Below are 12,487 nucleotides of genomic sequence, written 5' to 3'. Positions count from 1 at the left end.
TCGTCGAGCTCAATGTCTATCGACCCGATCGAAAATTTGATCGGGTCGCAAAGGCAAAACCACAACGCTATCCAGAGCGACGTCTCAGGCGAACACTAACTTAACGGCATTAGGGTCTGACCCCCGTCACTGTTGGCAATGACCTTTGCGTTAGCGGCATTGAGGGTCTGACCCCGGCCTTGAAAGGGTTACATATTCCTGAACAAACTCATGAACGGCTGGCTCACCGTCAGCGTCTCCGGCCGGGTTTTCAGGCGCAGCAGGCCACGGCCCATTTCATCGCGCGACACCGACGCCACCGCCCTCATGTTGACAATGGTCGAGCGGTGGATCTGCTTGAAGATGGCCGGGTCGAGCGTGTCGAGCAGCTCGCGTATCGGTTTTCTCAGCAAGGATTCGCCTTCGGCCGTCATCACCGCCGTATATTTGGTATCGGACTGAAAGTACGCGACATCGTCGACCATGATGAGTTTGGTGTCCTTGCCGCTGCTGGCCGTCAGCCACACCAGCGGCGGCGCCTTGGCTACCGATGGCAGCGCGCCCGTCAACTGCTGCAGCAGCGCTGCCAGCGATGCATCGGGCGCCGCACCTTTTGAGGCACGCGCCTCGATGCGCTCGCGGCAAGCCTGCAGGCGTGGCCGCGCCACCGGTTTCAGCAAATAATCGACGGCGCCCTTGTCAAACGCGGCGATCGCATACTGGTCGTAGGCAGTGATGAACACGACTTGCGTGCCAGGGCTGGCATCGAGCGCACCAGCCGCCACCTCCAGGCCGGACAGGCCCGGCATGCGGATGTCGAGAAAGGCCAGGTCCGGCTGGAAGGTGGCGATCGCTTCCAGGGCCGTGCCGCCATCATCGCAGGCCGAGACCACGCGCAGCTCGGGCCACACTTCAGACAGCAAGGTCAGCAGCGCTTCGCGCAGCAGGGTTTCGTCTTCGGCGACGACACAAGTATACATCTTAGCCATATGCCGCTCCCCTGGCCGAACTGTCCGGCACCGTGATGGTGGCCGCCACGCCGCCCGGGAAATTCGACACGATGGAAAACAGCGCCGCGTCGCCATACGTCAGGCGCAGCCGTTCGCGCACATTGCGCAGGCCAATGCCGGTGCCGCCGCCATGGTCGCTGAAGCCCTGGCCATCGTCGGCTACCGTGATGGCCACCGTGCCCTCGCCGGCGCGCGCCAGTATCCACACGGTGCCCCCGCCGCTTTTCGGCTCCAGCCCGTGCTTGATGGCGTTTTCCACCAGCGTTTGCAGCATCATCGGCGGCAACTCCACCTGCTTCAGGTATGGCGGTACTTCGATCTGCAAATTGAGCCGGCTGCCCATGCGGATTTTCAAAATGTCGAGATAGGCCTTGGCCCGTTCCAGCTCGATGCCCAAAGTCGACATGGCGTTCTCGGTGCGCGGCAGCGAATGGCGCAGGTATTCGATCAGATTGCCCAGCATTTCATCGGCGCGTGCCGGGTCGCTGCGCGTCAGCAGCTGGGCGCTGGCCAGGGTGTTGTACAGGAAGTGCGGCTCGACCTGGGCGTGCAGCAGGCTCAGTTTGGCCACCGTCAGCTCTTTTTCCGTCACCGTCTGGCGCGCATCGGCCTGCTCGCCGCGGCGGCGCTGCGCCACCCGGCGCGTAATCGCCCGCGTTACCGCTTCGGCGTTTTCCAGGTTGGTGCCATGGTCGACCAGGAACCAGTCGGTCCAGGCGGTGCGCGCCGGCTCGCAGATCAAGGTCACGCTGCCCGCTTCGCCGTTCGGCGTGACGGTGGCCAGGATCTGGTTCGGGCGCGGCTCGAGGAAGTTCAGCAGATGCCAGCGCGGCGAGCCGGACTGCGTGTACGGCGCCGGACGGCGCACGCGGGCCTGCACCTGCAGGCTGTCACGCGCACTTTCAAGCATCTCGCTGCCCGGCAGTTCGCGGATCGCCGCGTCGATCAGGTCGAACGTTTCGCCGGCCTCGAACGGCACCTCGATCTGGCGCCGCTGGCGGCAGGACAGGGTCGCGCCATTCACCTGGCCGGCGATCAGGCGCACGCGGCGCACATGCGAAAACGCATTCAGGGCGGCAAAGGCGAATACCAGGGCAGCGGTGGCGACCACAAAACCTTCATAATGGGCATCATCACTCAACAGGTTATTGAGCGCGATCGAGATGATCAATGCATACGCGGCGAAGCTTGCCAGCGCAAGGCGGAAAATAAAGAAGAAGCTGGTCATGACGGGATCCTGGGGGCGTTGAAGTGAGCCGAGACTATCAAGCGGCACACATGGCGGGAGTCATTATGAGACGGAAGGCATGAATGGGCGACGAAAGCAAAAAAATAAAGCCTGAGTCTCGCCGTATTGCATAAAAATCGCTTGCAATTAAATAGTGCGCGATATATATTATGTACATGGACGCCGCATTGCAGATGTTTCAGATGGGCCTCCGGGGCAAGAACCAAAAAGTAACACACTATTTAGTCGTTAACTATTTAACTCAAGGAGCACTACCATGTCGATCCAACAAGTCCTGTACCGCGCCCAAGCTACCGCCACCGGAGGCCGCGAAGGCCGCGCCGTGTCGTCCGATAATGTGCTCGACGTGAAACTGACCACGCCGAAAGAACTCGGTGGCAACGGCGCCGTCGGCACCAACCCTGAACAGCTGTTCGCCGCTGGATATTCGGCCTGTTTTATCGGTGCGATGAAATTTGTCGGCGGCCGCGACAAGATCGCCCTGCCAGCAGACCTGTCGATCGAAGGCACGGTCGGTATCGGCGCCATCGAAACGGGCTTCGGCATCGAAGTGGAACTGAAAATTTCGCTGCCGGGCATGGACCGCGCCGACGCTGAAAAGCTGGTTGCCGCCGCCCACATCGTGTGCCCTTACTCGAACGCTACCCGTGGCAATATCGACGTGACCCTGACCATCGTCTGAGCACGGCCCGTGTCATGAAAAACCGCGCTGCCTGATGGCGGCGCGGTTTTTTTTCGCCTGAAGCTTTAAAATCACGCTCTTTCCCTGACAATCTGGAAGCGCGATGATCACTTGGCAATGGCAAACCTTCGACGAACTCGGCCCCCACTCATTGTATGCGGTGCTGGCGCTGCGCCAGCGCGTATTCGTGCTGGAGCAGCAATGCCTGTATGCCGACCTGGATGGCCATGACCAGGGGGCCATGCATTTGCTGGGCTGGCACAAGGATGATGGCAATGGCCAGCCGCAGCTGGCCGCCTACTTGCGCGTGCTGGCGCCGGGCGCCAAGTATGTGGAAATGTCGCTGGGCCGCGTGCTGACGGCGCCCGAGGCGCGCACCATGGGCGCCGGCAAGCTGCTGCTTCTTGAGGGCATTGCGCGCGCCGTGCGCCTGCACCAGGGTCACGCAATCCGCATCGGCGCCCAGCAGTACCTCGAGCGCTTTTACCAGTCCTTCGGTTTCGTCACCGTCAGCGCACCCTACGATGAAGACGGCATACAGCATATCGACATGCTGCGCGCGGCGGAAGCTGTATGACGACTGCCCTGATTTCCTGGAGCGGCGGCAAGGATTCCTGCCTGGCCCTGTGGCGCGCGCGCACTGCGGGCATCAGCGTGCCGCTGTTGATTACGGCCATGGATGAGGACGGGCGCAAGTCGCGTTCGCACGGCGTGCCGCCCGAGCTGCTCGAAGCGCAGGCAGCCAGCCTTGGCGCGCGCCTGCAGCGCTATCATGCCAGCTGGGCCAGCTACGAGGCACAATTCATCGCCATGCTGCGCGCGGCGAAAGCCGAAGGCATCGAGCATGCCTTGTTTGGCGATATCGACCTGCAGCCGCACCGCGACTGGGAAGAAAAAGTCTGCGCCAGCGCTGGCCTGCAAGCGCATTTGCCGTTATGGGGAGAAAACCGCCTGGCGCTGGTCGAAGAATTTCTGGCCGCCGGCTTCAAGGCCATCGTCGTGTGCATCAACGGCCAGCATTTGTCGGCCGACTTTTGCGGGCGCGAATTCGACGCCGCCTTCCTGGCCGACCTGCCGCCCGGCGTGGACGCCTGCGGCGAAAATGGCGAGTTCCATACCTTTGTCTACGACGGCCCGGCCTTCAGCGCGCCGGTGGCGCTCAAGCGCACCCAGGTGCTGCGCTACGATGCGCCGCAAGATCTTGGCGGCGCCACCTATTATTTCCAGGAACTGGTGCCCGCCTGAAGCACCTGCAGGGCAAGCAAAACGCAAAACGGGCGGCCCGCAGGCCGCCCGTTTTACTTGCCCTGCAGGCGCTACATCAGGGCTTGGTGACGCTGACCAGGTTGATGTCAAATACCAGGCCGGCATACGCAGGAATGGTTGGCAGGCTGCCGTTCGGGCCATAGCCGAGGTCCGACGGAATCGTCAGGCGGCGCGTGCCACCCACCTTCATGCCGACCAGGCCCTGGTCCCAGCCCGGAATGACGCGGCCCTTGCCCAGCACGACATCAAAGCCAACGCCAGGCTTGGTGGCGTCGAACTGGGTGCCCTTGTTGTCCGGCTTGCCCGAGTTGTACAGCCAGCCCGTGTAGGTAACGATCAATCTATCTCCGGAAGCGGCCGCCACACCCGTGCCCACCGTCAGGTCGGTAACGATCAATTCCTTCACCTGCGTGGCCGGATCGATGACGACGTCCTTTTTTTCGTTGGCGGCGCTGCCGCAAGCGGTCAGGGCAAAAGCACAAGCGACAGAGGCGATCAACTGAAATACCGATTTCATGGTTTCCCTTTACATATTGGAGTGTGACTGAAGCCCGTACGATGCGGACCGTGCGGGCTGCAGTTTAACAGGAGTAACCAGGGCAACTTGTAAGCAGACGTAAGCAGGCCGGCAAATGCGTGGTTCCTGCAACACTGGCAGGACCAACGCATCGGCCAGCTACCTCAGATTTCTACCTGCGTACCCAGTTCGATCACCCGGTTGCTGGGGATCTGGTAGTAGTCGGCCGCCGTGCGCGCATTGCGCGACATGGTGACAAACAGGTGCTCGCGCCACGGCATCATGCCGGAGCCCGGCGTCGAGATAATGGTCTGGCGGGCGATAAAGAACGAGGTTTCCATCATTTCAAAGGTGAAGTCGCCAGCCTCCCCTTGCGCCAGCGCCAGTGCAGCGGGAATGTCCGGCTCGTCCTTGAAGCCGTAATGCACATTGACCTGATAGCACTGGTGGCCCAGGTCGAGTACATTGACCTGCTCGCTGCGTGGCACCCATGGTTCCTCATGCATGAAGACGGTGAGGAAAATCACGCGTTCGTGCAGCACCTTGTTGTGCAGCAGGTTATGCAGCAGCGCATGCGGCACGCCATCGCTTTCGCCGCGCAGGAAGATCGCCGTGCCCGGCACCCGCAGCGGTGGTGCGATAAACAGCGAAGCGAGGAAATCATTGAGCGGAATCGCATGCCTTTCCAGGTTGTCGAACACCAGCTGGCGGCCGCGCTTCCAGGTCAGCATGACGATGAACAGGATGGAGCCCAGCAGCAGCGGGAACCAGCCGCCATGGAACAGTTTCAGCGCGCTGGCCGACACCAGGCTGACGTCGATCACCAGGAAAAAGCCGGTGGCGGCCCAGCACAGCAGCAGGTTCATCTTCCAGCGGTAGCGGATCACGAAGAACGTCAATATGGTGGTGCACAGCATGGTGGCCGTCACCGCAATGCCGTAGGCGGCAGCCAGGTTTTCCGAGGAACCGAAACCGACCACGGCCAGCAGCACCACGCACAGCTGCAGCCAGTTTACAGCCGGAATGTAGATCTGGCCGATTTCGCTTTCCGACGTATGGCGCACGCGCATGCGCGGCAGGAAGCCCAGCGCGATGGCCTGCTTGGTCATCGAGAAGGTGCCGGAAATGGTCGCCTGCGAGGCAATCACGGTGGCCATGGTCGACAATATCACCAGCGGGTAGACGCTCCAGGAGCCCAGCTGCTGGTAAAACGGATTCGACACCGCTTCCGGATGCGCCAGCAGCAGGCCACCCTGGCCCAGATAGTTCAACGCCAGCGCCGGGAAGGCGATCAGGAACCAGGCCAGGCGAATCGGCTTCTTGCCGAAGTGGCCCATGTCGGCATACAGCGCCTCGGCGCCCGTCAGTGCCAGCACCACCGCGCCCAGCGCGACAAATGCGACAAAGCCGTTGTTCATCAAAAACGTGACCGCATGGATGGGGTTCAGCGCCGCCAGCACCTGCGGCGACTTGATGATGTTGAGCACGCCCATGACCGCCAGCGCAGCAAACCACAGCACCATGATGGGCGCGAAATAGCGGCCGATGCCGGCCGTACCGTGCGATTGCACGGAATACAGGGCAACGAGCACCACGATCGTCAGCGGCACCACATACGGACTGAAGGCCGGCGTGGCCACTTCCAGGCCTTCGATCGCCGACAGCACGGAAATGGCCGGCGTGATGACACTGTCGCCATAAAACAAGGTGGCGCCGAACACGCCGATCACCATCAGCGGGAAATGCCAGCGCGACAGCTTGCTGACGGACGACAGCACCAGTGCCATCAGGGCCATGATGCCGCCCTCGCCGCGGTTGTCGGCGCGCAGCACCAGCGTCACGTACTTGAGCGAGACGATCAGGGTCAGGCCCCAGAAGATCAGCGAGACGATGCCCAGCAGATTGTGATGCGTCAGCGCCAGGCCATGAGCCGGGTCAAACACGGTTTTCAGGGTGTACAGCGGGCTGGTGCCGATATCGCCGTAGACGATGCCAACGGCCGCCAGCGTCATGCCGGCCAGGCCGCTTTTTTTATGTTCCGACGTCAAGATTGCACCTGTTTTTGTTTTGTTGCATCGCACAATATGATAGGTATTAGCAAATAGCAAGAGTATTTTTGCATGGTTCGGCAGCTGCCCCAAGGTCGTTTATTGTTGGCTGCGGCGCCCCTGTGCGCGGCGTCGCGGTCTTCGATTTGTTGCCATTCTACGCTGCCCCGGGAGCGTCCGGCAGGCAGTATTGATTTCAGCGATAATGACAGACTGTCTACTCTCTTTGTGAAGCCGATCATGAATCCAGGCATGCTGTACGCCTCGCTCGCTTTTTTGTGCTGGGGCCTGTTTCCACTGTACTTCCATGCCCTGGAAGAAGTCGCACCGCAGGAAATCCTCGCCCACCGCATGGTCTGGTCGCTGTTGTTTCTTGGCATCGTGCTCACGTTCCGCCGCCAGTGGGGCTGGCTGCGCAGCCTGAAAAGCCAGCCGAAGGTGGTGGCCGGCTTCGTTGCCAGCGCATTCCTGTTGTCGGCCAACTGGTTCATCTATATCTGGGCCGTCAACAACGGACATGTGGTCGATGCCAGCCTCGGCTATTTCATTACGCCGCTGATCAATGTAATGCTGGGCTTTCTGCTGCTGCACGAACGCCTGCGCCGCGCGCAGTGGCTGGCCATCGCGCTGGCTGCGTGCGGCGTGGCCTGGCTGACCTGGCAGACCGGACAAGTGCCGTGGATCGCCCTGCTGCTGGCCGCCACCTTCGGCGGCTACGGCCTGCTGCGCAAGACGGCCGCGCTCGGTGCGCTGGAAGGCCTGTCGTTCGAAACCATGATCCTGTTCCCGCTGGCGCTGGCCTATATGCTGTGGCTGACCTGGCATGGCCAGAGCGGCTTCGTCAATACGGAATCGAACGCCACGCGCGCGCTGCTGCTGGCCTCCGGCCCGATCACGGCGATTCCGCTGCTGATGTTTGCCGCCGGCGCGCGGCGGCTGCCGCTGGCCGTGCTGGGCCTGCTGCAATATATCGCGCCCACCGGCCAGTTGCTGATCGGCGTGTGGGTCTTCCATGAATCGTTTACGCAGCAACGCATGCTGGGCTTCATGGTGATCTGGGTCGCGCTGGCGCTGTATGCCTGCGAAGGGCTGTGGATGTCGCGCCGGGCCCGCCTGGCGGCCTGACTGGACACGCACAAGGCAAGCACAAGGCACGCACAACGCTGGCCGGAAGCGGGCGTTTACCGTATCCTGTTCGTCTTTGTATAACACCCGAGATTTCCAATGGCTAATTACGTCTACACCATGAATCGCGTGGGCAAGATCGTCCCGCCCAAGCGCCAGATCCTGAAAGATATTTCCCTGTCGTTTTTCCCAGGCGCCAAGATCGGCGTGCTGGGCCTGAACGGTTCCGGTAAGTCGACCCTGCTGAAAATCATGGCCGGCATCGATACCGATATCCAGGGCGAAGCCGTGCCAATGCCGGGACTGAACATCGGCTACCTGCCGCAGGAACCACAGCTCGATCCGGAAAAAACCGTGCGCCAGGAAGTCGAGTCCGGCCTGGGCGAAGTGTTCGAAGCACAAGCCAAGCTCGAAGCAGTGTACGCCGCCTACGCCGAGGAAGACGCCGATTTCGACGCTTTGGCCAATGAACAGGCGCGCCTGGAAGCGATTATCTCGACTTCCGACGGTGGCAACCTGAATTTGCAACTGGAAATGGCCGCCGATGCGCTGCGCCTGCCGCCATGGGATGCCAAGATCGGTGTCTTGTCCGGCGGTGAAAAGCGCCGCGTGGCGCTGTGCAAGCTGCTGCTGTCGAAACCGGACATGCTGCTGCTTGACGAGCCGACCAATCACCTGGATGCGGAATCGGTCGACTGGCTGGAACAATTCCTGCTGCGCTTCCCGGGCACCGTGGTGGCAATTACCCACGATCGCTACTTCCTCGACAACGCAGCCGAATGGATCCTGGAGCTGGACCGCGGCAGCGGCATTCCATGGAAGGGTAATTACTCGACCTGGCTGGAACAGAAGCAAGCCCGTCTGAAGCAGGAAGAGGCGACCGAGTCGGCGCGCCAGAAAGCGCTGCAGAAAGAGCTGGAATGGTCGCGCCAGAATCCGAAAGCGCGCCAGGCCAAGTCGAAAGCCCGCCTGGCCCGTTTCAACGAGCTGTCCGAGCACGAATACCAGAAGCGCAATGAAACCCAGGAGATCTTCATTCCCGTGGCCGAGCGCCTGGGCAATGAAGTGATCGAATTCAAGAACGTGTCGAAAGCGTTCGGCGACCGCCTGCTGATCGACAACCTGAGCTTCACGATACCGGCCGGCGCCATCGTCGGCATTATCGGCCCCAACGGCGCCGGCAAATCGACTCTGTTCAAGATGATCACCGGCACGGAACAGCCGGACAGCGGCGAAGTGGCCATCGGCCAGACGGCGCGCGTGTCGATTGTCGACCAGAATCGCGGCGACTCGTTGTCGGACGGCAAGACCGTATTCCAGGACGTCTGCGGCGGCGCCGACATGCTGACCGTGGGTCGCTTTGAAATGCCGTCGCGCGCCTACCTGGGCCGCTTCAACTTCAAAGGTGGCGACCAGCAAAAAATCGTCGGCAACCTGTCGGGCGGTGAACGCGGCCGTCTGCACCTGGCGAAAACGCTGTTGATGGGCGGCAACGTCCTGCTGCTCGATGAACCGTCGAACGATCTGGACGTGGAAACCCTGCGCGCGCTAGAAGACGCCTTGCTGGAATTTGCCGGCAGCGTGATGGTCATTTCCCACGATCGCTGGTTCCTCGACCGTATCGCCACGCATATCCTGGCGTTCGAAGGCGACTCGCAAGTGACATTCTTCGACGGCAACTACCAGGAATATGAAGCCGACAAGAAAAAACGCCTGGGCGAAGAAGGCGCCAAGCCGAAACGCATCCGCTACAAGCCGCTGACCGTGTAATTTCCACGGCTAGCGATGCAAAAAGGCAGTCACCTCGCGGTGACTGCCTTTTTTTTCAGCAAATTCCAGATGAAAGCTTAGAAGTTGTAGCGGGCGCCTAGAGCCAGACCGGTTGCTTTATGGCCCTGGTCGGCGCTCTTGCCGAAGTGTTCCACTTCCGCCGTCAGCGAGACTTTCTCGTTGATAGCGTACTGGGCGCCCAGCGAGGCATACACGCCGGTCTTGTTTTCGCCGTTGATGCCGGTCGACAGGCCCGAGCCGCTCAGGCTGTTGTCGACGCGGGCGACACCGAGCTTGCCGAACACGCCGACTTTTTCATTGACGGGCATGGTGGCCTTGCCGGCCAGATAGTAGCCATGCGAATCGCTTTTCACATTGCCGCCGGCGCCAGCGCCATTGACGTAGCTGTAGTCCTTGCTGCCGAAGTCGGCATAACCACCTTCGACCGCCCAGGTCTGGTTCAGGTCGTAACCGGCAAAAAACTTGCCGCCGGCCTTGGCGCCGCTGTGGTTGTCGGCGCTGGTGGCGCCCGGGACACTGAAATCATAACGGTTGGCGGTGACGCCGACACCGACATAGGGACCTTCGGCATGGGCCGCGCTCATGGCGGACAGGGCAGTTGCGGATGCGATCATTGCAAACAGGATCTTTTTCATCATGTTCTCTCTTAAATAAGTTGAATTGCCTGGGTTCGCAGTTCAGCGAAATGCGATGTGTTCACGATAGCACCGTGAAAAACACACGTCCCGCTCCATTCCGTAAGAAGTGTGACGAGATGTAAGCCAGGCAGTCAAACTGGAATTAAGGTAGAAATGACCAAAGTTAGGCTGACTTAAGCGAAACTTAAGAGAAATAAAAAACCTCCGTCAAGCGTAGGCTTCCGCCATCGTCATTACGCGCGGCGTAATGGTAATGCCATGTTGCGCAAACAGGGCCGTAATGTCGGCCAGGTTTTTCACGCATTCCTCGCTTTTCCAGCCCTTGAAGATATCGGTGCCGTCTTTCTGGAAATGCAGGTCCAGTACCTGGCAGCCATCCTTGTGCAGATAGGACGAACTGTAAACATTCTCGAACCCCAGCGCCGTCAACTGATCAAGCAAGGCTTGCGGCGCGTGGTCGGGATTGGTGGCCAGGAATACGCCAAAGGTCTTGCCAGGCGGCTTGGCGGCGATATCGACCTCATAAATGCCGGGCGCCTTGCTGCTGGACGTCGTCTTTAAAAATAACATGGAACTCTCCCTGCGCGTGCTGTCTCGCGCCTGAAGCAGGCGCCATGACCGGGGCGGTGCGCTTGATTCCCAGCTTCAAATGTTATTTCCAATCGGCAGCTTTGTCGACAACGCCGCACGTTTATTTGGCAAGTTGTGGTTATCTGGCCGCTGACTGCCAGTTAATATTGCACCAACACACCATTACTGCCCGCGCTTGCGCCGGGCCAGGTCCACGGTAGGTGCCACCAGCGCCGCATACAAGTCACCGGTGGCCGCGTCCCAGTGCGCCACTGCCTGCTGCTGGCGCGCCACGGTGGCCATGTCGCCACGCGCAATCGGACCGGTGAGCGCGGGCGCCGCGCCCAGGCGCAGCACATTGGCCACGGTTTCCGTCACCAAAGGGCCGGCCAGCTCGCGCGCCACCGCTTCCGGGATGCCGGCCGCCTGGTAGGCACGCAGCGAGGCATCGAGCACCGTCACCAGGTAATTGCTGGCGAATACGGCGGCGGCGTGATACACGGTCTTGGCCGCAGCGTCGATCGGCACCGGGCGCGCGCCGATGGCGATCAAGGCCGGCGTCAAAAAGGCCAGCGCCAGCGGATCACCTTCGATGCCGCAATAAGTGCCGTCAAAGCTGGCCGCCACCTGGCTGGGGTCGGCAAAGCTGCGGATCGGATGGACGCTGGCGACCGAAGCGCCAGCCTGTGTGGCCACCAGCAGCAGGTTCGACGCCAGCGCGCCGCTGCAATGAAACACGATGGCGCCGCTTTGCCCGCCCTCGGCCACCAGCGCTGCGCAGGCCGGCACGATCTGGTCGTCCGACACTGCCAGCATGGTGACGTCGGCGCGCCGCAAGGCGGCATAGCTGTCGACCGGCCTTCCTGCGCCGATAAAACCGACCGCAGCGCGCGCCGAGTCCATCGAGCGCGTCAGCACGTCCTGCACCTGCACGCCTTCCACGCCGGCGAACAGGCGGCCCAGCACACGGCCCACATGGCCGGCGCCGATGATATTCAAGGTGACATGCATGCCGCGTTAAAAGTGCGAGCCCGGCTGCTGCAGGAAGGCGAGTTCTTCCGGCGTGGAGTCGCGCCCGAGGATGGCGTTACGGTGCGGGAAGCGGCCGAAACGGGCGATCACTTCCTGGTGGCGCTGGGCATAATCGAGCATGCTCTCGAAGCCCTCGCGCGACTGCGCCAGCAGCTGGAACAGCTCCACCGCGCGCGCCTGCATGGCCAGGTCTTCCGCATGCTCGAACGGCATGTAGACAAACGCGCGCAAGGTCGGTTCCAGCTGCTGGTCCTGGCCATTTTGCACCAGCGCGATGGCCAGTTCCAGCGCCTGCGGATCGCCGGCAAACGCGCGCGGCGTGTCGCGGTACACATTGCGCGTAAATTGGTCGAGCACCAGGATCAGGGCCAGCGCACCGCGTGGCGTTGCTGCCCAGTCGCGCAGGCCACCGTCGATGGCGGTGTCGATCAGCGCGCCGAAGCGTTCGCGGATCTGCGCGTCAAACGCGTCATCCTTGCGGAACCATTCGGGGCGCGACTGGCCGTGGCCGGGGTTGTCGGGAGCGAGAAACCAGAAATCGAGTACATCGTTTGCCTGAACATCGGTGATCATGTATTTG

General features: G+C 61.4%; 13 protein-coding genes. 5 read left to right on the top strand and 8 right to left on the bottom strand.

Going from position 1 to position 12,487, the window contains the following annotated elements; genetic code table 11:
- Positions 1-188: 188 nt before the first annotated feature.
- On the bottom strand, positions 189-968 hold the full coding sequence (locus tag ACQ4WM_RS19815) for a LytR/AlgR family response regulator transcription factor (protein ID WP_436548368.1): 780 nt from the start codon (positions 966-968) through the stop codon (positions 189-191).
- Positions 961-2,217: a histidine kinase gene (locus tag ACQ4WM_RS19810; RefSeq protein ID WP_436548367.1), complete on the bottom strand. Its 1,257-nt coding sequence runs from the start codon at positions 2,215-2,217 to the stop codon at positions 961-963. The genes ACQ4WM_RS19815 and ACQ4WM_RS19810 overlap by 8 nt, the downstream gene beginning before the upstream one ends.
- Positions 2,218-2,494: 277 nt before the next feature.
- Here ACQ4WM_RS19810 and ACQ4WM_RS19805 point away from each other — a divergent pair, with 277 nt between their 5' ends.
- From ACQ4WM_RS19805 to ACQ4WM_RS19795, 3 genes are all read left to right on the top strand, one after another.
- Positions 2,495-2,920: an organic hydroperoxide resistance protein gene (locus ACQ4WM_RS19805; RefSeq protein ID WP_436548366.1), complete on the top strand. Its 426-nt coding sequence runs from the start codon at positions 2,495-2,497 to the stop codon at positions 2,918-2,920.
- 103 nt (positions 2,921-3,023) lie between these two features.
- A complete protein-coding gene (locus tag ACQ4WM_RS19800; protein ID WP_436548365.1) occupies positions 3,024-3,497 on the top strand; it encodes a GNAT family N-acetyltransferase in 474 nt (157 codons plus the stop codon).
- Positions 3,494-4,165: a Dph6-related ATP pyrophosphatase gene (locus ACQ4WM_RS19795; RefSeq protein ID WP_436548364.1), complete on the top strand. Its 672-nt coding sequence runs from the start codon at positions 3,494-3,496 to the stop codon at positions 4,163-4,165. Before ACQ4WM_RS19800 ends, ACQ4WM_RS19795 begins: the two co-directional genes overlap by 4 nt.
- Positions 4,166-4,241: 76 nt before the next feature.
- Here the strand turns inward: ACQ4WM_RS19795 and ACQ4WM_RS19790 are convergent, their stop codons facing one another.
- Together ACQ4WM_RS19790 and ACQ4WM_RS19785 are read right to left on the bottom strand one after the other, a co-directional pair.
- Positions 4,242-4,703, bottom strand: a complete 462-nt coding sequence (locus ACQ4WM_RS19790) for an FKBP-type peptidyl-prolyl cis-trans isomerase (protein ID WP_436548363.1) — start codon at positions 4,701-4,703, stop codon at positions 4,242-4,244.
- A 164-nt stretch (positions 4,704-4,867) separates the two neighbouring features.
- Positions 4,868-6,751 (bottom strand): potassium transporter Kup, encoded by a 1,884-nt coding sequence (locus ACQ4WM_RS19785; RefSeq protein ID WP_436548362.1) that lies wholly within the window; start codon positions 6,749-6,751, stop codon positions 4,868-4,870.
- A 240-nt stretch (positions 6,752-6,991) separates the two neighbouring features.
- On the opposite strand from ACQ4WM_RS19785, the gene rarD reads away from it, so the two are divergent.
- Together rarD and ettA are read left to right on the top strand one after the other, a co-directional pair.
- Positions 6,992-7,876 carry an EamA family transporter RarD gene (gene rarD, locus ACQ4WM_RS19780; protein ID WP_436548361.1) on the top strand — a complete coding sequence of 295 codons (885 nt, stop codon included), beginning with the start codon at positions 6,992-6,994 and terminating at the stop codon, positions 7,874-7,876.
- A gap of 99 nt (positions 7,877-7,975) precedes the next feature.
- Positions 7,976-9,646, top strand: coding sequence for an energy-dependent translational throttle protein EttA (ettA, locus tag ACQ4WM_RS19775; protein WP_436548360.1), 1,671 nt, complete (start codon positions 7,976-7,978; stop codon positions 9,644-9,646).
- Between the two features lie 77 nt (positions 9,647-9,723).
- On the opposite strand, the gene ACQ4WM_RS19770 is transcribed toward ettA, so the two are convergent.
- The 4 genes from ACQ4WM_RS19770 to ACQ4WM_RS19755 all read right to left on the bottom strand — a co-directional run bounded on the left by ACQ4WM_RS19770 (position 9,724) and on the right by ACQ4WM_RS19755 (position 12,480).
- Positions 9,724-10,305 (bottom strand): porin family protein, encoded by a 582-nt coding sequence (locus tag ACQ4WM_RS19770; protein ID WP_436548359.1) that lies wholly within the window; start codon positions 10,303-10,305, stop codon positions 9,724-9,726.
- A gap of 207 nt (positions 10,306-10,512) precedes the next feature.
- Positions 10,513-10,875 carry a hypothetical protein gene (locus tag ACQ4WM_RS19765; RefSeq protein ID WP_436548358.1) on the bottom strand — a complete coding sequence of 121 codons (363 nt, stop codon included), beginning with the start codon at positions 10,873-10,875 and terminating at the stop codon, positions 10,513-10,515.
- A 183-nt stretch (positions 10,876-11,058) separates the two neighbouring features.
- Entirely contained in the window at positions 11,059-11,886 is an 828-nt protein-coding gene (locus tag ACQ4WM_RS19760) for a Rossmann-like and DUF2520 domain-containing protein (protein ID WP_436548357.1), read from the bottom strand.
- A gap of 6 nt (positions 11,887-11,892) precedes the next feature.
- Positions 11,893-12,480: a DUF924 family protein gene (locus ACQ4WM_RS19755; protein ID WP_436548356.1), complete on the bottom strand. Its 588-nt coding sequence runs from the start codon at positions 12,478-12,480 to the stop codon at positions 11,893-11,895.
- Positions 12,481-12,487: the final 7 nt, after the last annotated feature.

Origin of the sequence: Janthinobacterium longum (assembly GCF_051380735.1) — a bacterium.
GTDB lineage: Bacteria > Pseudomonadota > Gammaproteobacteria > Burkholderiales > Burkholderiaceae_D > Janthinobacterium.
Note: the sequence above shows the minus strand (reverse complement) of the source record. Positions and strands in the feature narration are given on the sequence as shown.

What these genes read in the sequence shown, in the direction of transcription:
- ettA (WP_436548360.1), top strand. Translation starts at nt 7,976, where the DNA reads ATGGCTAATTACGTCTACACCATGAATCGCGTGGGCAAGATCGTCCCG.
- ACQ4WM_RS19810 (WP_436548367.1), bottom strand. Translation starts at nt 2,217, where the DNA reads ATGACCAGCTTCTTCTTTATTTTCCGCCTTGCGCTGGCAAGCTTCGCC.
- ACQ4WM_RS19800 (WP_436548365.1), top strand. Translation starts at nt 3,024, where the DNA reads ATGATCACTTGGCAATGGCAAACCTTCGACGAACTCGGCCCCCACTCA.
- rarD (WP_436548361.1), top strand. Translation starts at nt 6,992, where the DNA reads ATGAATCCAGGCATGCTGTACGCCTCGCTCGCTTTTTTGTGCTGGGGC.
- ACQ4WM_RS19765 (WP_436548358.1), bottom strand. Translation starts at nt 10,875, where the DNA reads ATGTTATTTTTAAAGACGACGTCCAGCAGCAAGGCGCCCGGCATTTAT.
- ACQ4WM_RS19755 (WP_436548356.1), bottom strand. Translation starts at nt 12,480, where the DNA reads ATGATCACCGATGTTCAGGCAAACGATGTACTCGATTTCTGGTTTCTC.
- ACQ4WM_RS19770 (WP_436548359.1), bottom strand. Translation starts at nt 10,305, where the DNA reads ATGATGAAAAAGATCCTGTTTGCAATGATCGCATCCGCAACTGCCCTG.
- ACQ4WM_RS19760 (WP_436548357.1), bottom strand. Translation starts at nt 11,886, where the DNA reads ATGCATGTCACCTTGAATATCATCGGCGCCGGCCATGTGGGCCGTGTG.
- ACQ4WM_RS19795 (WP_436548364.1), top strand. Translation starts at nt 3,494, where the DNA reads ATGACGACTGCCCTGATTTCCTGGAGCGGCGGCAAGGATTCCTGCCTG.
- ACQ4WM_RS19805 (WP_436548366.1), top strand. Translation starts at nt 2,495, where the DNA reads ATGTCGATCCAACAAGTCCTGTACCGCGCCCAAGCTACCGCCACCGGA.
- ACQ4WM_RS19815 (WP_436548368.1), bottom strand. Translation starts at nt 968, where the DNA reads ATGGCTAAGATGTATACTTGTGTCGTCGCCGAAGACGAAACCCTGCTG.
- ACQ4WM_RS19790 (WP_436548363.1), bottom strand. Translation starts at nt 4,703, where the DNA reads ATGAAATCGGTATTTCAGTTGATCGCCTCTGTCGCTTGTGCTTTTGCC.